The following is a 16,783-nucleotide window of genomic DNA, read 5'->3' as shown; positions in this document are numbered from 1 at the left end:
ACGGAGACAGCAGTCATGACTCAATTCCGCCAACGCGGCCTCAGCCTGATCAGCATTCTCATCGTTGGCGCCTTCATGGCTTTCGTGTTGCTGATCGGCTTTCGTACCGTACCGGCGATCAACGAATATCTTACGATCAAGCGCGTGGTCAAGATTGTGGCGGACGAGGGCGACAACGGTTCCTCCATTTCCGAGATGCGGCGCAGTTTCGATCGCCGCGGGCAGATCGACGATGTATCGTCGATCACAGGTGCGGATCTCGAGATCAGAAAGGTTGCGGGCAAGGTCGTGGTCGAGACCAGCTACGCGCGCAAGGTGCCCGTTGCCGGCAATGTCAGTCTGCTGTTCGACTTTCAGGCCTCGAGCGCCGAAAATTGATGTCGGAATTCACTGATCGCCTGCAACGCGAGATTGGCCACGTCTTCACGAATCCCGACTTTCTGCAGCAGGCATTGACTCACCGAAGCTTCGGCTCGCCCAATAACGAAAGGCTTGAGTTTCTCGGCGACAGTCTGCTCAATTGCGTCACCTCGATTGCCCTTTACGATCGTTTTGCCGATCTGAAGGAGGGTGAATTGTCCCGGGTGCGCGCGTCGCTCGTGCGGCAGGAGACGCTGCATCGACTGGCGCTCGACCTGAGGCTCGGGGACTGCCTGCGACTGGGCGAGGGCGAGCTCAAGTCTGGCGGGTTTCGGCGGCCGTCCATTCTGGCCGACGCGATGGAGGCCATCATCGCAGCCGTCTTTCTGGATGCGGGTTTTCCTGCGGCCAAGGCAGTGATCGACCGCCTGTATGTTCCGCTGCTCGCCGAGATCAATCCGTCTGCACCGTCGAAGGATCCGAAAACAGCGTTGCAGGAGTGGTTGCAGGGTCGCAAGATTGCACTGCCGACCTACACCATGGTCCAAGTACTCGGTGAGGCGCACGCACAGGAATTCGAAGTGTCGTGCGAGGTGCCGAAGCTTGGCGTGCGCACGACTGGCCGCGGCCCGAGCCGGCGCGCGGCCGAGCAGCAATCGGCCGAACTGGCACTGGCCAAATTGAGGAAAAAATGAACATCGCGTCGGACACGGATCAAACCATCGAGAAGCCTGGTTTCAGGGCAGGCTTCGTCGCGATCGTCGGGCGGCCCAATGTGGGCAAATCGACGCTGCTGAATCGCCTCATCGGGCAGAAGATCAGCATCGTGTCGAGCAAGGCGCAGACGACGCGTCATCGCGTCACCGGCATTCTCACTAACCCCGATGCGCAATTCGTCTTCGTCGATACACCAGGGTTCCAGACCCAGCATCGCAATGCCCTCAATCGTTCGATGAACCGCACGGTGTCGCAGGTGCTCGCGGACGTCGATCTGGTGTTCTTCGTGGTCGAGGCTGGACGCATGGGGGACGATGATCGTCGGGTGCTGGAGGTCATTCCGGAAAACGCAAAAGTCGTCCTGGTGATCAACAAGGTCGATCAGCTGAAGGAAAAGGCGCGTTTGCTGCCCTTCATCGACAGCGTGCGGGGCCTGCGCGACTTTGCGGAGATCGTTCCGCTGTCGGCCGAGCGCGGCAGTAACTGCGACACCCTCATCAGCGCAGCGACGCCCTTGCTCCCCGAAGGCGTTGCGATGTATGAGGAGGACGAGATCACCGACCGCAGCGAGCGCTTTCTCGCAGCGGAATTCCTTCGTGAGAAGCTGTTCCGCCTGCTCGGAGACGAATTGCCCTACGGCATCGCGGTCGAAATCGAAAAGTTCGAAACCGAAGGGCAGCTACGCAGGATCCATGCGGCGGTGATCGTCGACAAGGCCGGGCACAAGGGCATCGTCATCGGCAAGGGGGGCGAGAAACTCAAGCGCATTTCCTCCGAGGCGCGCGTCGAGCTCGAGAAACTGTTCGACGGCAAAGTCTTTCTCGAGGTCTGGGTCAAGGTCAAGAGCGGCTGGGCCGACGACGAACGCGCGCTCAAGAGCCTGGGTTACGAGTAAGTGGCGTTGCCGTGGCGCTCAAGCAACGTATCGAGCAGCAGCCGGCCTGGGTGCTGCATACGCTCCCCTGGCGCGAAACCAGCCTGATTGTCGAGGTATTTTCGCTCGAGCACGGACGTGCGGCGCTGGCGGCCAAGGGGGCTCGGCGGCCGATGTCGGCGCTGCGGGGCGTGCTGATGGCTTTTCAGCCCCTGCTCATGGACTGGTCGGGTGGGGGAGAGGTCAAGACCCTGATCCGTGCCGAATGGCGGGGCGGGCAGCCGTTGCTGACCGGGCGCGCGCTGATGTGCGGCTATTACCTGAACGAACTCATGCTGCGCCTGACTGCGCGCGAAGACCCGCATCCGCAGTTGTTCGCGGCCTATGAAGCGGCCGTGTCCGCACTGGCTCGCAATGAGCACTTCGAGCTGGTGTTGCGCCGGTTCGAAGTCGCTCTGCTGCACGAGCTCGGCTATGGTCTTGCGCTCGATGCCGGTGAGGACGGCGCCGTCCGGCCCGACGGACGTTACCGCTATATAATCGAGCGCGGTCCGGTGGCGATGGATGCCGACGGGCTGGAGTGGGTCGACGGAGCCTGCGGCGAAGACGACCTGCCGCTCAGCGGACAGACGCTGCTGGACATGGCTGCAGATGACTTTTCGCGCGCCGAGACGCAGATTCAATCGAAGCGACTGCTGCGTGCATTGATCAACCACTATCTGGGCGGACAGGTGCTGCAGTCGCGCCGGGTACTGAAGGAGTTGCAGGAACTGTGATCGAACTGGGCGTCAATATCGACCATGTTGCCACCTTGCGCCAGGCGCGCCGGACATGGGAGCCGGACCCTGTATGGGCTGCCGTCGAGGCGCATCTGGCAGGTGCCGACGGTATCACCGTGCATTTGCGCGAGGATCGCCGTCATATCAACGATGTCGATGTAAGACGGCTGCGGGAGCTTACCCAGATCAAGCTCAATCTCGAGATGGGTGCGACCGACGAGATGGTGGGTATCGCCTGTGGCTTGAAGCCCGAGATGGCCATGCTGGTGCCCGAAGGGCGGCACGAGATCACCACCGAGGGTGGCCTCGATGTGCTGGCGCAGGAGGCGCGGCTCAAGCAGGTCGTGGCGCGACTTGCGGACAATGGCATCGTGACGAGCGTCTTCATCGATGCCGAACTGCCGCAGATCGAAGCGGCAGCGAGAATCGGTGCGAGGGTGTGCGAGATCCACACCGGCCCCTACGCACACGCCTTTCATGACGCCGGACGCGACGCCGAAAGCCCGGCGGTGCAGGCCGAACTGGCAAAGCTCAGACTCGCCGGCGAACGCGTGCTAGAACTCGGCATGCGCTTCAATGCCGGTCACGCGCTCAACTACTACAACGTTCAGGCCGTCGCGGCGCTGCCCGGCGTGCGTGAGCTGCACATTGGTCACGCCATCGTCAGCCGCGCAGTGTTCGTCGGGCTGCGCGAGGCGGTCGCGGAGATGAAACGACTCATCCGCGAAGCCGCGGCGCCAGCTGTCGTGCGCTGACACGATGATCCACGGCATCGGCACCGATATCGTACGAATCGATCGCCTGCGCGCAAGCATGGAGCGCCACGGCGAGCGTTTCATGCGCCGTATCCTCGCCGAGGATGAGCGCGATGCCTGGCTCGCCAGCCGCGATCCGGCGCGCATGCTCGCAAAGCGTTTTGCCGCCAAGGAGGCCTTCGGCAAGGCCCTCGGTACGGGAGTGGCCGTACCGGCGACCCTGCATGCCGTCTCCATCGCCCACGATGAGCTGGGCAAGCCGCTGTTTCGGTACGACGAACGACTGGCGGCTCACATGCTCGAGCGCGGCTTGAGGGCGCACCTGAGCCTGACCGACGAGCACGAGTACGTCGTTGCTTTTGCGGTGATAGAGACCCTATGAAGAATGCTGCCCTGAGCTTGCCGCGCGGCCCGGTCATGATCGACGTGGCGGGTACCGTGCTGACCGACGACGAACGTGAGCGTCTGTGCGATCCGCTGGTCGGGGGCGTGATTCTGTTTGCCCGCAATTTCACCGGTTCGGAACAGCTGGCTGCGTTGACCACCGAGATCCGGGGCCTGCGCGACCCCGCCCTGATTGTGACCGTGGATCACGAGGGTGGGCGGGTGCAGCGCTTCCGCAGCGACGGATTCACGCGTCTGCCGGCGATGCGAAGTCTCGGCCAGCTCTGGGATTACGATCATCTGAAGGCACTCGATGCCGCACGCGCGACTGGCTATGTGCTGGCCGCCGAGCTGATCGCCCATGGCGTGGATCTGAGTTTTACCCCGGTACTCGATCTCGACTATGGCGTCAGCAGGGCAATCGGAAACAGGGCCTTCCATCGCGATCCGCAGGTGGTGGCCTCCCTGGCACAGGCGCTGGTGGCGGGCATGGCAGAGGCGGGCATGGGGTGCGTCGGCAAGCACTTTCCCGGACATGGTTTTGTCGAGGCCGACTCGCATCACGACATCCCGCTCGACACCCGTGATTTCGAAACGGTCTGGAACGAAGACATCGCGCCCTATCGCCATCGGCTTGGCCGGCAGCTGGCCGGTGTCATGCCGGCGCATGTGATCTATCCGCAAATCGCGCCCGACCCGGCCGGTTTTTCGTCATTCTGGCTCAAGGACGTGCTGCGCCAGCGTATCGGATTCGAGGGCGTGATCTTCAGTGACGATCTGAACATGGAAGGGGCAAGCGTCGCGGGCGACATCGTCGCACGGGCCAAGGCCGCCCATGCGGCTGGTTGTGACATGGTGCTGGTATGCAATCGCCCGGACCTGGCAGCCGATCTGCTCGACCGCTGGGTGCCTGCACCCGATGCGGTGAGCCTGCGACGCCTGGCGGCGCTGGCGACGCCCCGTGGGGATCGTCCGGACCTCTTTGCACTCGAACTCCACGCCCCCTATCTGAGCGCCCGCGAGCAGGTTCGCGCCATCGACGACGGCTCGGCGTCAGGCGCGGCAATGACGGCGTCGACCATCGGCGATCAGCCGCTCGGCTGAGTGCCGCTGCAGGCTCAAGGCGCCGCTGGCATCGTGTCCAGGGCGCGTCCGCTCGGAAATGCCCGCGCGTGCGCCGGTCGGGGCAGGGGCCGATAATGCGCTTGCAGGGGAATCACCTGTCAGCTCTCACCACTCACACACGCTGAAAATGAGCAAACCCGCCGACGCGCCCGCCTTCGACGCAAAATCGTTTCTGCGCTCCCTCACCGAGGAGCCCGGTGTCTATCGCATGATTGGGGCGGAAGACAAGGTGCTGTATGTGGGCAAGGCGAAGAATCTGAAGCGCAGGGTATCGAGCTACTTCCAGCGCACCCAGCCCAGCCCCCGCATTGCCATGATGGTGGCGCAGATCGTGCGCGTGGATATCACGCCGACGCGATCCGAGGCCGAAGCGCTGATTCTCGAGAACAACCTGATCAAGAGCCTGGCGCCGCGCTACAACATCCTGTTTCGCGACGACAAGACCTACCCGTACATCGAACTCTCTGCAGACGCGTTCCCCCGTCTCGCCTACCATCGTGGTGCGTTTGCGAAGGGCGCACGCTATTTCGGCCCGTTTCCGAATGCCTACGCAGTACGTGAGAGCATCCACTTGCTGCAGAAGACCTTCCAGCTCCGGACCTGCGAAAACTCGGTTTTCCAGAACCGCTCGCGCCCCTGTCTCCTCCATCAGATCCGGCGCTGCACAGGCCCCTGCGTCGGATTGATCGACAACGCCGCATACGCAGCCGACGTCCGACTGGCCAGCCGGTTTCTCGACGGTCAGGCCAACGAAGTGATCGATGATCTCAGCAAGCGCATGCACACGGCAGCCGAGCGCCTCGCCTTCGAAGAGGCGGCCGCGTGCCGCGACCAGGTGCGCGTGCTGCAGGCGGTACTTCACCGGCAGTTCGTCGATAGCCGCAAGGATGAGGATGTCGACGTCCTCGCCGCAGTCGAAGAGGACGGACTGACCTGCGTCAACATCGCCATGATCCGTGGTGGGCGCCATCTTGGTGACCGCCCCCAATTTCCCTCCGGCGCTGCCGTTTCGGGTGCGACGGACAGCCTGCTGGCCTTCGTCGAGCAACACTACGCCGAACATCCGATACCGGGGCGGATCGTCGTCAATCTTGCATTGCCCGAGGTGAAGGCGATGCTGGCGGAGATCACAGAGCGCATGCCGGCTGTCGTGCTTGCTCGCTACGAAGGCGAGAAAGCGTGGATGGACATGGCCGAGAAGAACGCACGTATTGCCATCCAGGGACGTGCTCGGGATGCCGGCCGTATCGAGCAGCGTCTCGATGCTCTGCGCGATGTGCTGGGCCTGCCCGAAGCCCCCGACCGCATCGAGTGTTTCGATATCAGCCACACCATGGGCGAGGCGACGGTGGCGTCCTGCGTGGTGTGCGAAGCGGGCGCGATGAAGCGCGCCGAGTACCGGCGCTACAATATCGACGGCATCACGCCCGGGGACGACTTTGCCGCCATGCGCCAGGTGCTCGAGCGGCGTTACGGCAAGGTTGCTGCGGGCGAGGGAGTGTGCCCTGACCTCATCCTGATCGATGGCGGCAAGGGGCAGGTGAGTGCCGCCGCAGCCATTCTTGCCGAGGTCGGCCTGGAGGCGGTGGCGATGGTCGGCGTGGCAAAGGGGGAGGGGCGCAAGGCCGGACTCGAAACCCTGATCTTTGCCGACGGCCGCGACGGACTGGCACTGGGTGGCGCCTCCTCGGCGCTGCATCTGATCATCGAAATTCGCGACGAAGCTCACCGTTTTGCCATTTCGGGGCATCGGGCGCGACGCGGAAAGGCGCGCATCGGTTCGAGGCTCGACGACATCGACGGCGTGGGGCCTTCGCGGCGGCGCAACCTGCTGGCGGCCTTCGGCGGGCTCGATGGGGTGCGCAATGCAACGGTCGAGGACTTGTGCAGGGTCGATGGCATCAGCCGCAAACTTGCCGAGCAGATATACTCGGCCTTGCACTGATCATTCCGGCGTAACCACGGCCCTGCATGTCACTCAACATTCCCAATACACTCACCTGGGCCCGAATTGCCCTGATCCCGCTTTTCGTCGGCGTTTTTTACCTGCCCGACGCGATCTTGGGGCCAGTGCAGAAGAATCTGGTCGCGACCTCCATCTTCATCGTTGCTGCGGTGACCGACTGGTTTGACGGCTATCTGGCGCGCGCGCTCAAACAGACTTCGGCATTCGGTGCCTTCCTCGATCCGGTGGCCGACAAATTGATGGTAGCGGCGGCGCTCATCCTGCTGGTGCAACTCGCTCGCGTGGATGCGATCATTGCGGTGATCATCATCGGACGCGAGATCACCATTTCGGCCTTGCGCGAATGGATGGCGCGGGTGGGCGAATCGGCAAGCGTGGCGGTGGCCTATGTCGGCAAGTTGAAGACGGCCGCGCAGATGACAGCCATTCCCTTGCTGCTATACAATGCGCCCCTGCTGTCGATGGACATGGCGTTCGTGGGCAGCATACTGATCTATGTGGCAGCAGCACTGACGCTGTGGTCGATGGGGTATTACCTGCACCGTGCAATGCCCCGCCTGGCCAAACACATGGATCGTTAAAAAAGATTTGACAGACAAAAATACTTGTCTATAATGGCGGTCTTTCGAGAGCGGCAGTAGCTCAGTTGGTAGAGCGATACCTTGCCAAGGTATAGGTCGAGAGTTCGAGACTCTTCTGCCGCTCCATACCTTGCCAAGGTATAGGTCGAGAGTTCGAGACTCTTCTGCCGCTCCAAGAATTTTGAGTCCGGAGTGTCCGGGTTCTGGCACCGGAAACGGCGCCGACCAATGAATGAAAGGCGCGATAGCAAAGCGGTTATGCACCGGATTGCAAATCCGTGTAGGTCGGTTCGACTCCGGCTCGCGCCTCCAGGTAGTAAAGGTTTCAGAGCGGCAGTAGCTCAGTTGGTAGAGCGATACCTTGCCAAGGTATAGGTCGAGAGTTCGAGACTCTTCTGCCGCTCCAGTATGCAGAACCGGACAAGTGATTCACACTTGTCCGGTTTTTCGCATTCAGGGTGCCGATAATGAAACATCCCCCGTTCTTGCTTCCGCGCAACTCGGTATTGCCGGACTTTCAGGGTGGCGGACTGTTCGGACTGGCGCGCGACCTGCGGGCATGGCTGCATGCGCCCGAAGCCGTGCCGCTGCCCTTCGTAGATGCGCCGCCCACGGGGCCGCTTGTCCTGGTCGTGATCGATGGGTTGGGCGATGTATTCCTGCAGCGTCATGGGGCGGGAAGTACGCTGTTGCAGCATCGGCTCCGGCACCTGACATCGGTGTTTCCAAGCACAACGGCAAGTGCCGTGACCACGCTGCAGACCGGGCTCTCTCCCGTGCAGCACGGGCTTACCGGCTGGCACATCCACGATCGTCGCTTCGGTGGCGTCGTGACGCCCCTGCCGCTGCGTCGTCGCGGCTCGGGTGCGCTGCGTGCGCCGTTTCTTGCACAGCGACTCTTTCCCTATGCCGCCATGTACGGCGACTGCCGGCTGCCAGTTGCAGTTGTCGCACCCGCGGACATCGCATTCTCTGCCTTCTCCCGCCGCCACGGTCGCGGCGCCGTCCTGAACGCTTTCTCCAGGCCGGACGGCTTTGTGCCTGCAATTGTGGATGCGCTGGCGCAAAACGGCTCGGCACCGCAATTCCTTCATGCCTACTATTCGCGCTTCGACGCCGTCTGTCATCGCTTTGGCGCGCATTCGGATCAGGCAATCGCCGAGTTCCACCGTGTGGACCGCCTTTTTGCCCGCTTGCTCGATCAGCTCGCAGGGCAGGAGGTTACCGTCCTGCTGACGGCTGACCACGGTTTTGTCGATGCACCGGAACGCAAGCATCTGCGGCTGGCGTACTTGCCCGAGCTCTCGCGGATGTTGGCGTCCCCGCTGTTCGGCGAACGAAGAGTCGCTTTCTGCAGGGTCAGGAAGGGGGCAGGGGACGACTTTCTGGCCCTGGCAACGGCGCGCCTGAGGGGGCGTGCGGTGGTCCAGCCTTCGCAGCGCCTGATCGAAGCTGGGATGTTCGGGCCCGGCAAGCCTTCTCTACAACTCTCCTCCCACTGCGGGACGCATGCGTTGTTGATGGAACCCGGCTGGACGATCAGCGACCGCATGGTGGGCGAAAAGGACCACCGAATGCGTGGTGTGCACGGCGGGTTGAGTGGTGACGAAATGTGGGTGCCGCTGATCGTCGCTCGACCCTGAGCTGTCACTTTACAGTCAAGTGCCATTCATCCTGCGGTCATGCGGCATTCTTATGCTCGTCTCCAACACGGAGGCAAACATGAGCGAGATGACATTGAACAATGGTGCCGCGCCGCGGGGCTACAGGCGCGACGAGGCCGGGTGGCTGGCGCGCGCGTTGTGGCGCCTGGAGCACGAGTGGTCACCGCTGGCCGATTTGGGTGGCTCCCTGTGCTTCGTGGTCGACGAATGTGCGGAGGTCGCTGCCGGCTTCAGTGCAGATCCTCATCCGGGGGAACTGGCAGCACCATGATGCCCTCGTCGATCAGCTCGCTCAGTTCGTCACCTGATGCGGCGCCGCGAATATTGCGGGCTTCGCGCTCGCCGCGGTGAATACGCCGCGCCTCTGTGGGAAAATCATCCCCCACATCTTCTGCGTTCCGAGCCATCTGACGGATGGAGGCAGCAATCAGTGCGAGTTGGTTCGGGTCTGCGGCGGGCGCAGAGGAAGAGGGCCGCGCGACCGATGGTGCTGGCGATGTTTTTGTCTGCACATAGGGCGCACTGGGAAGGCGGCGCACCTCTGTGTTGCCGCAGACAGGGCATGAGATCAGTCCTTGATCGCGCTGGCGGTCAAATGCCGCGGCCGAAGCAAACCAGCCTTCGAAGCGGTGATTCAGGTTGCAGCAAAGGTCGATGACAATCACGATGGTTAGTCTGGCAATAGGACAGTGCCGGGGTGGTGAGGGGGATTTCCGGCGCGACAGGGGTGAGATTGAAAGGCACCGCGCGCTCAGTCAAGCCATTGTGCTTCCCATTGCTGCAATGATGGCAGATATGTGCCGAGCTCGCGCTGGACTTCTGCATCGATCTTGCGATACAGCGCATTCAACGTGGTGCCCGACTCGGCCGGGAACAGCGGGCGCAGGCGGATGACGAAGGCGCCCGCCGGACGCTTGCCGCGCGCGGGCCATCCACGGCCCTCGATACGGATGTCCTGCGGGGTCGGTTGTCCGGCGACAACGTCCACCGTGAACGTGCCGGCCGGGTGCGGCGTGTGCAGCGGTCCTCCCGAGAGCAGGTGGAAAGCGCTCACCGGGCGTTCGATCACCAGATCGCGGCCGTCGAGGCTGAACAGCGGATGTTGCGCAATTCGCACCCGCAGCCTGAGATCACCCGCTTGCGCGTTCGTTGTCGCGGCACGCTCTCCTTCGCCCGAGAGGCGCAGCTCTTCACCATTGAAGATGCCCTTTGGCACCCGAACGTGCAGCCGCCGCTCGCCCGGCACAGCGCCCGACGCAGCGCAGTCCGGACACGGCGCGCGTCTGGAATAGCCGCGTCCGTCGCAGGCCGGGCAGGCGTCCAGTCCGATCGCGGAGCGAACACGCCCAGACCCGTGGCAGTGTGCGCACAGCCGGCCATGCGCAAGTTCGACCTCACCCCGCCCGTCGCACGAGCGGCAGATCGTCCGGGTCGGGATCGACACCGTCCTCTCGCAGCCGTGGAACGCCTCTTCGAGATCGAGTTCAAGATCCTGAAAAAGATCGTCCGCCCGGCTGGGTGATGCCGGTGCGGGATCATCGTCTTCCGCTGTCCGTGTCTCGTTCGACTCACGTTCCGTCAGCCTGGCGTAGGCCGCGCGTACGCGCTTGAACATTTCCAGCGCATCTGCATCGGGGTTGCGGTCCGGGTGCCAGCGCATCGCAAGTCGCCGGAACGCGTTCTTGATGCTGGCGGAATCGGCATCGATCGTCAGACCGAGCAGTTCATACGCCTCATTTTCCGTCAGCATGATGGGTCGGTCACTCTGCCTTGCGCCTTGGGTGTGTCGGAGCTGCGCGATTGCGGCGACCCGGGGCTGTGCAGTCCGGGGCGACTATGAGAAAATCCGCGGCCGGCCCGGATGGTGAAATTGGTATACACAGCAGACTTAAAATCTGCCGCCGCATGGCTTACGGGTTCAAGTCCCGTTCCGGGCACCAGCGCCGATGCGTCGGCCGCAGTCGATCGGTCACCTTCAGCGCCCGGCCTCGGGCAAGACGATGTTGACCTCCAGCACCTCGTAGTTGTCCTGCTTTTCGAGCTGCACCTTGATGTCATCGGGGTTGACCGAAACGTATTTCGAAATCACCTCGATGAGTTCGCGCTGCAGCGCCGGCATGAAATCGGGCTGGGCGGGGCCCCCGTTGCGCTCGTGCGCGATCAGCAGGGACAGTCTGTTTTTTGCAATTTCGGCGGTTTTCTTCTTTTCGCCGAACAGGCGAGCGAGGAGAGACATGTTACTTGCCTCCGAAAAGGCGCTTCATCAGACCGGGCTTTTCGTAATTGACGAAACGCAAGGCCCGCTCTTCGCCGAGGAATCGCGCCACGACGTCACTGTAGGCTTCGGCGACGTCGGAGCCCTTGAGGTGAATCGCCGGTGTGCCCTGGTTGGAAGCATGAAGAACGGATTCCGACTCCGGAATTACGCCGATCAGCGGCACGCGGAGCAGTTCCTGGACGTCCTTGTATGAGAGCATTTCGCCGTCGTCAACACGCTTGGCCGAGTAGCGGGTAACGAGCAGGTGCTCTTTCACCGGTTCGCCACCTTCGCGGGCGCGCTTGGACTTGGATTGCAGAATGCCGAGAATGCGGTCTGAGTCGCGCACCGAGGACACTTCAGGGTTCGTGGTGACAATGGCTTCGTCGGCAAAGGTGAGCGCCATCACGGCGCCACGCTCGATGCCTGCGGGCGAGTCGCAGACCACGTACTCGAAGCCCATGTGCTCGAGATCGTGCAGGACCTTCTCTACCCCTTCTTCGGTCAGGGCGTCCTTGTCGCGGGTCTGCGAAGCCGGAAGAATGAACAGGTTCTCGCAGTGACGATCCTTGATCAGGGCCTGATTGAGCTTGGCTTCGCCATTGACGACATTGACGAGATCGTACACGACACGACGCTCGCAGCCCATGATGAGGTCGAGATTACGCAGGCCGACGTCGAAATCGATGACGGCGGTCTTGAAACCGCGCAAGGCCAGGCCCGATGAAAAGGCCGCGCTGGTGGTGGTTTTTCCTACGCCACCCTTGCCGGACGTAATGACGATGACTTTCACGATTTCCCCTTCATGTATGTTTGCCGGTTCAGTCGAGCTGAAGCGGATCGATTTCAATGTTCTGTGCCGTTCCCGCGGCGCTCAATCGCACCATCGCGCCACGTCCGGCGTACGCTTCGGGGATACCTTTCTCGAAGGTGCGATAGACGCCGGCAATGGAAACCAGATCGGGCCCGAAATTGGTGGCCAGGATGCGTGCGGCCGCGTTTCCCTGGGCGCCGGCGAGAGCGCGTCCGCGTAGCGGACCGAAGCAATGGATGCTGCCGTCGGCGATGACCTCGGCGCCATTGCTCATACCGGCAAGCAGGACCACATCCCCGCCACGGGCATAGACCTGTTGTCCCGAGCGCAAGGGACGTTCGACAAATACGGTATTAGCCTGCGGTGTTGCCGTGGGGGGCACCACCGGTTCGGCTTTCGGTGCAGGCGCGACCGCTGCAGGCGCCGGCTTCGGCGTATCCCCGGCGGACCGTTCGCGAAGCTCCAGATTGTCGAGCAGCGCGAGCCCGGCCTGCCTTGCGCCGGCGGACAACTCCGAGGGCAGGTTCCGCACGCCGATCGGTTGCAGCTGGTAGCGACGCAGCAGCGAGAGCAGCCCCGCCCAGTCGATGCGGGCGGGGGGCGCGCTGATGGCGGAGAAATCCAGGATGGCGGCTTCGCCGTTAAAGAAGTCCGGCATGCCGCCCAGCATCTTGTGCAGTGAGTCGGCAAGGCCCACGGGTTCAGTCTCCCGAAGGAGCGCGATGGTTGCACCGAGCGTCGTATTGCGAAACTCGATTGATCGGTTGGGCGCGGACGTGGTCATGAACTGAGTTTACCGTTTAATCGCGCGAGTTTACTGAGCAAGGGCCAATACAGCAAGAATGCTGCGGAAATACGACTGACGCGCATGTCCGCAGCGTCGATGCTCAGTGCAGGGTGGGGGGGCGGAAGATCGCATCGACGTCGTCTTCGTCGAAGCGGTAAGTGTGATTGGAGAGTTCGTCATGCACTAGCACCTCGCCCTGTTCTGCAAGCACGGCGCGCACTTCGGTCTCACCAAGCCCCTGCAGCATGGTGGCGATTTTTTCGGGTTCTGGTGGCCAGTGATGGGTGACAGGGCGCGCGGGATAGACGCGAACATCCTCTTCGGCAAACAGGCGACCGAGCAGGACCTGCGGTGACAGCGACAGCAGTTCATCGGCACGAACGGTCTGCGCGAGCTGGACGATCCGCGACCAGCCGTCCGCATCCCTGGCGTCAGCGCCCGGCAGGCGCTGCACGAAAAGCGCCGAGGTGGCCGATTCGTCGCAGGCCAGCCACAGTTCCGCAGGTTGCTGTTCGGACTGCGCCAGATAGTGGGAAAAGACGCTGGCGATGCTGTCGCCTTCGAGCGGAACCAGGCTTTGATAGGGCTGATCCATGCCCGGGATATCGAGCGAGAGTTGCAGTCTGCCGTCGCCGACGAGTTCGCCCAGCGTGTCGCCGAGGATTTCGCCCTCGGCTTTCGCATAGCCGCGCATGTTCAGTTCGGCATTGCAGTCGACGACAAGCAGCCTGACCGGACCATGGCCTTGAACCTGGAAGGTCAGGCGTCCGCTCTGCTTGAGATTGCCGGTGATCACAGCTGCAATCGCAGTCATTTCGCCGAGCAGGCGCGCGACCGGCGCCGGGTAATTGCGTCCGCTCTGCATTGCCTTCCAGACGTCGTCGAGGCGCACGACTGCTCCACGGATATCGAGCTTTTCGAGCAGGAAGCGTTGTACGTAGCTTGAGGGAAGGAGGCTCATTGTTCGCTGGTTCCGGACGGTTTGATGAAGCTGGCGAAAAGCGCCGGGTCGAATCCGACAAGCAAATGGCCGGAAGCCGTTTCGACAACGGGCCGCTTGATCAGGGACGGATGAGCCAGCATCAGTTGTACGGCGGCACTCTGGGTATCGACGGCCTGCTCTTCGGCCGACAGCTTGCGCCAGGTCGTACCGCGCGTGTTGATCAAGGTCTTCCAGCCCAGTGCCTTGCTCCAGTCGTGGAGTTTTGCCGACGTGAGACCGTCCTTCCGGTAGTCGTGAAAACGGTAGTCAGCACCCCGTTCGGACAGCCAGGCAATGGCCTTCTTCATCGTGTCGCAATTCCTGATGCCGTAGATCACCGTTACAGCGTCCATTCTGCGATCTCCTTGTGCACGCTCGAAACACTCACTTGCCGCGGGCGCGCGCAAATGCATCGGCAAATGCGTTGTTGCCAGTGCTGCGTTCGGGCTGCTTGCTGCGGGGGGGCGCTGAGGCATTCGGACGCCCAGCGTTTCGCGGCGTTTGCTGCCGGTCCTGGCGCGATGCACCGCCGTCGTTGCGCGCCTGGATTTCGTCCGAAAGACGCATGGTCAGCGCGATGCGCTTGCGCGCGATGTCCACCTCGAGCACCTTGACCTTGACCACCTGACCGGCCTTCACCACGCTGTGCGGATCCTTGACGAAGGTGTTCGACAGCGCTGAGATGTGCACCAGACCATCCTGGTGCACCCCGATATCGACGAAGGCGCCGAAGTTGGTCACGTTGGTCACCACACCTTCGAGCTGCATGCCCGGTTGCAGGTCCTTCAGCGTTTCGATGCCTTCGCGGAAACTTGCGGTGCGGAATTCCGGGCGGGGATCGCGACCTGGTTTCTCGAGTTCGCCGAGGATGTCGACGACGGTTGGCAGGCCGAAGCGTTCGTCGGTAAATTCGGCGGCCTTCAACGACTTCAGCACGCTGCCGTTACCCATCAGCTCGCGTACACTTTTCTGCACGCGGGCCAGGATGCGTTCGACCACGGGGTAGGCTTCAGGGTGGACCGAGGACGCGTCAAGCGGATTGTCGCCACTGGGAATGCGCAGAAAGCCGGCGGCCTGCTCAAAGGTCTTGGGGCCGAGCCGGGCGACCTTCTTCAACTCGGATCGGCTGCGGAACGGGCCGTTCGTATCACGGTGCTCGACAATGTTGGCGGCAAGCGTCGTGTTCAGGCCGGAGATCCGCGCCAGCAGCGGCGCAGAGGCAGTATTTACGTCCACCCCGACGGCATTCACGCAATCCTCGACTACGGCATCGAGGCTCTTGGCGAGCTTGCCCTGGTTGAGATCGTGCTGGTACTGGCCAACGCCGATTGACTTCGGGTCGATCTTCACCAGTTCGGCCAGCGGGTCCTGCAGTCGACGGGCGATGGATACCGCGCCGCGCAGACTGACATCGATGTCGGGAAACTCCCTTGCGGCAAGTTCCGAGGCGGAATAGACCGACGCGCCGGCTTCCGACACCATGACCCGCGTCAGGGCCAGTTCGGGATGGCGTTGCATGAGTTCGGCTGCCAGCGCATCGGTTTCGCGCGAAGCCGTTCCATTGCCGATGGCGATCAGTTCCACGCGGTGCTTCTTCGCCAGCATGGCCAGCGCGGCCAGCGACGATTCGCGGTCGCGGCGCGGCTCGAAGGGGTAGATGGTGGCGGTATCGACCAGCTTGCCGGTCGCGTCGACAACGGCGACCTTGACCCCGGTGCGGATGCCGGGGTCCAGCCCCATCGTGCTGCGGGTGCCTGCCGGTGCTGCCAGGAGCAGATCCTTCAGATTGCGGGCGAAGACGCGGATGGCTTCTTCCTCCGCACGTTCACGCAACTCGTTCATCAATTCGAGTTCGAGGTGGAGCGACACCTTGACGCTCCACGTCCAGCGCACGGTGTCCGCCAGCCAGCGGTCAGCGGCACGCCCCTGGTTGCGGATGCCGAACCGCACCGCAATGCGGCCTTCGCACGGGTGCGGAGCGTCCGGGTCGGGGCGCTCGACGTCGAGCCCGAGACGCAGCACCCCTTCATTGCGTCCGCGCAGCAGGGCCAGTGCGCGGTGCGACGGCATGCTGGCGATCGGTTCATGGAAGTCGAACCAGTCGCGAAATTTTGCGCCTTCGAGCTCCTTGCCTTCGACGACGGTGGAGCGTACCTGGCCGTAATCATGCAGGTAGTTGCGCAATTCGCCGAGCAGCGTGGCGTCCTCGGCGAATTGCTCCATCAGGATTTGACGCGCGCCGTCCAGCACCGACTTCACATCCGCGAAGCCGGCGTCCGCATTCAGGAACTTCGCCGCTTCGGTTTCCGGACTCAGGTTCGGGTCGGCCAGCAGCGCTTCGGCGAGCGGCGCAATACCAGCCTCGCGCGCGATCTGTGCCTTGGTGCGGCGCTTGGGCTTGTACGGCAGGTACAGGTCCTCGAGCCGTTGCTTGGTGTCGGCGTGCTCCAGTTCGAGTCGCAACTCGGGCGTGAGTTTTCCCTGCTCGTCGATCGACCCGATCACCGCCGCACGGCGATCCTCGAGTTCGCGGAGGTAGCCCAAACGCTCTTCGAGCGTGCGTAGCTGGGTATCATCCAGTCCTTCGGTGACTTCCTTGCGGTAGCGCGAGATGAAGGGCACAGTCGCGCCTTCGTCGAGCAGTCTGACCGCTGCAAAGACCTGTCTGGGGGTGACGCCGATCTCTTCGGCAATACGATGTTCGATGGGGGGGAGCATGTCAGGGTCGTCGTGGCGGG

19 protein-coding genes and 4 tRNA genes are annotated in these 16,783 nt (G+C 62.8%); 15 read left to right on the top strand and 8 right to left on the bottom strand.

Annotated elements, in window-relative coordinates; genetic code table 11:
• Positions 1 to 15 precede the first annotated feature (15 nt).
• The 14 genes from J5J83_RS06205 (at position 16) to J5J83_RS06140 (ending at position 9,476) form a co-directional block, all read left to right on the top strand.
• Entirely contained in the window at positions 16 to 378 is a 363-nt protein-coding gene (locus J5J83_RS06205; RefSeq protein WP_212346690.1) for a DUF4845 domain-containing protein, read from the top strand.
• On the top strand, positions 378 to 1,055 hold the full coding sequence (rnc, locus tag J5J83_RS06200; RefSeq protein ID WP_212346687.1) for a ribonuclease III: 678 nt from the start codon (positions 378 to 380) through the stop codon (positions 1,053 to 1,055). Before J5J83_RS06205 ends, rnc begins: the two co-directional genes overlap by 1 nt.
• The gene (era, locus tag J5J83_RS06195) at positions 1,052 to 1,972 is read left to right on the top strand and encodes a GTPase Era (RefSeq protein WP_212346684.1); all 921 of its coding nucleotides are present in this window, start codon (positions 1,052 to 1,054) and stop codon (positions 1,970 to 1,972) included. Before rnc ends, era begins: the two co-directional genes overlap by 4 nt.
• 11 nt (positions 1,973 to 1,983) lie before the next feature.
• The gene (recO, locus tag J5J83_RS06190) at positions 1,984 to 2,727 is read left to right on the top strand and encodes a DNA repair protein RecO (RefSeq protein ID WP_212346681.1); all 744 of its coding nucleotides are present in this window, start codon (positions 1,984 to 1,986) and stop codon (positions 2,725 to 2,727) included.
• On the top strand, positions 2,724 to 3,485 hold the full coding sequence (locus J5J83_RS06185) for a pyridoxine 5'-phosphate synthase (RefSeq protein ID WP_212346678.1): 762 nt from the start codon (positions 2,724 to 2,726) through the stop codon (positions 3,483 to 3,485). The genes recO and J5J83_RS06185 overlap by 4 nt, the downstream gene beginning before the upstream one ends.
• Positions 3,486 to 3,489: 4 nt before the next feature.
• Positions 3,490 to 3,867: a holo-ACP synthase gene (gene acpS / locus J5J83_RS06180; protein ID WP_212346675.1), complete on the top strand. Its 378-nt coding sequence runs from the start codon at positions 3,490 to 3,492 to the stop codon at positions 3,865 to 3,867.
• Positions 3,864 to 4,973: a beta-N-acetylhexosaminidase gene (gene nagZ / locus J5J83_RS06175; protein ID WP_212346673.1), complete on the top strand. Its 1,110-nt coding sequence runs from the start codon at positions 3,864 to 3,866 to the stop codon at positions 4,971 to 4,973. The genes acpS and nagZ overlap by 4 nt, the downstream gene beginning before the upstream one ends.
• Before the next feature lie 148 nt (positions 4,974 to 5,121).
• Positions 5,122 to 6,939 (top strand): excinuclease ABC subunit UvrC, encoded by a 1,818-nt coding sequence (uvrC, locus tag J5J83_RS06170; protein ID WP_212346671.1) that lies wholly within the window; start codon positions 5,122 to 5,124, stop codon positions 6,937 to 6,939.
• A gap of 26 nt (positions 6,940 to 6,965) precedes the next feature.
• Positions 6,966 to 7,541: a CDP-diacylglycerol--glycerol-3-phosphate 3-phosphatidyltransferase gene (gene pgsA, locus J5J83_RS06165; RefSeq protein ID WP_212346669.1), complete on the top strand. Its 576-nt coding sequence runs from the start codon at positions 6,966 to 6,968 to the stop codon at positions 7,539 to 7,541.
• 50 nt (positions 7,542 to 7,591) lie between these two features.
• Positions 7,592 to 7,667, top strand: a tRNA-Gly gene (locus tag J5J83_RS06160).
• Positions 7,668 to 7,779: 112 nt separating this feature from the next.
• A tRNA-Cys gene (locus J5J83_RS06155) sits at positions 7,780 to 7,853 on the top strand.
• An 18-nt stretch (positions 7,854 to 7,871) separates the two neighbouring features.
• Positions 7,872 to 7,947 (top strand) — tRNA-Gly (locus J5J83_RS06150).
• Positions 7,948 to 8,008: 61 nt separating this feature from the next.
• Positions 8,009 to 9,184, top strand: a complete 1,176-nt coding sequence (locus J5J83_RS06145; protein WP_212346667.1) for an alkaline phosphatase family protein — start codon at positions 8,009 to 8,011, stop codon at positions 9,182 to 9,184.
• Between the two features lie 79 nt (positions 9,185 to 9,263).
• Entirely contained in the window at positions 9,264 to 9,476 is a 213-nt protein-coding gene (locus tag J5J83_RS06140) for a hypothetical protein (protein ID WP_212346665.1), read from the top strand.
• Here the strand turns inward: J5J83_RS06140 and J5J83_RS06135 are convergent.
• Positions 9,436 to 9,870 (bottom strand): DUF1178 family protein, encoded by a 435-nt coding sequence (locus J5J83_RS06135; protein WP_212346663.1) that lies wholly within the window; start codon positions 9,868 to 9,870, stop codon positions 9,436 to 9,438. The two genes, J5J83_RS06140 and J5J83_RS06135, sit on opposite strands and share 41 nt — an antisense overlap.
• Before the next feature lie 86 nt (positions 9,871 to 9,956).
• A complete protein-coding gene (locus tag J5J83_RS06130) occupies positions 9,957 to 10,955 on the bottom strand; it encodes a J domain-containing protein (RefSeq protein WP_212346661.1) in 999 nt (332 codons plus the stop codon).
• 105 nt (positions 10,956 to 11,060) lie between these two features.
• On the opposite strand from J5J83_RS06130, the gene J5J83_RS06125 reads away from it, so the two are divergent.
• A tRNA-Leu gene (locus tag J5J83_RS06125) sits at positions 11,061 to 11,145 on the top strand.
• 35 nt (positions 11,146 to 11,180) lie between these two features.
• Here the strand turns inward: J5J83_RS06125 and minE are convergent.
• The 6 genes from minE to J5J83_RS06095 form a co-directional block, all read right to left on the bottom strand.
• Positions 11,181 to 11,441, bottom strand: coding sequence for a cell division topological specificity factor MinE (gene minE, locus J5J83_RS06120; RefSeq protein ID WP_108948226.1), 261 nt, complete (start codon positions 11,439 to 11,441; stop codon positions 11,181 to 11,183).
• A gap of 1 nt (position 11,442) precedes the next feature.
• A complete protein-coding gene (gene minD / locus J5J83_RS06115) occupies positions 11,443 to 12,258 on the bottom strand; it encodes a septum site-determining protein MinD (protein WP_349251941.1) in 816 nt (271 codons plus the stop codon).
• A gap of 25 nt (positions 12,259 to 12,283) precedes the next feature.
• Entirely contained in the window at positions 12,284 to 13,060 is a 777-nt protein-coding gene (minC, locus tag J5J83_RS06110) for a septum site-determining protein MinC (RefSeq protein ID WP_212346655.1), read from the bottom strand.
• Positions 13,061 to 13,163: 103 nt separating this feature from the next.
• Positions 13,164 to 14,024 (bottom strand): Hsp33 family molecular chaperone HslO, encoded by an 861-nt coding sequence (locus J5J83_RS06105; RefSeq protein ID WP_212346653.1) that lies wholly within the window; start codon positions 14,022 to 14,024, stop codon positions 13,164 to 13,166.
• The gene (locus tag J5J83_RS06100) at positions 14,021 to 14,398 is read right to left on the bottom strand and encodes an ArsC family reductase (protein ID WP_212346650.1); all 378 of its coding nucleotides are present in this window, start codon (positions 14,396 to 14,398) and stop codon (positions 14,021 to 14,023) included. Before J5J83_RS06100 ends, J5J83_RS06105 begins: the two co-directional genes overlap by 4 nt.
• A 31-nt stretch (positions 14,399 to 14,429) precedes the next feature.
• On the bottom strand, positions 14,430 to 16,763 hold the full coding sequence (locus tag J5J83_RS06095) for a Tex family protein (protein ID WP_212346647.1): 2,334 nt from the start codon (positions 16,761 to 16,763) through the stop codon (positions 14,430 to 14,432).
• Positions 16,764 to 16,783 lie beyond the last annotated feature (20 nt).

Source organism: Azoarcus sp. L1K30 (genome assembly GCF_018122735.1).
Classification (GTDB): domain Bacteria; phylum Pseudomonadota; class Gammaproteobacteria; order Burkholderiales; family Rhodocyclaceae; genus Parazoarcus.
The sequence above is the reverse complement of the archived record's forward strand: the minus strand, read 5'-3'. Positions and strand labels throughout refer to the sequence as shown.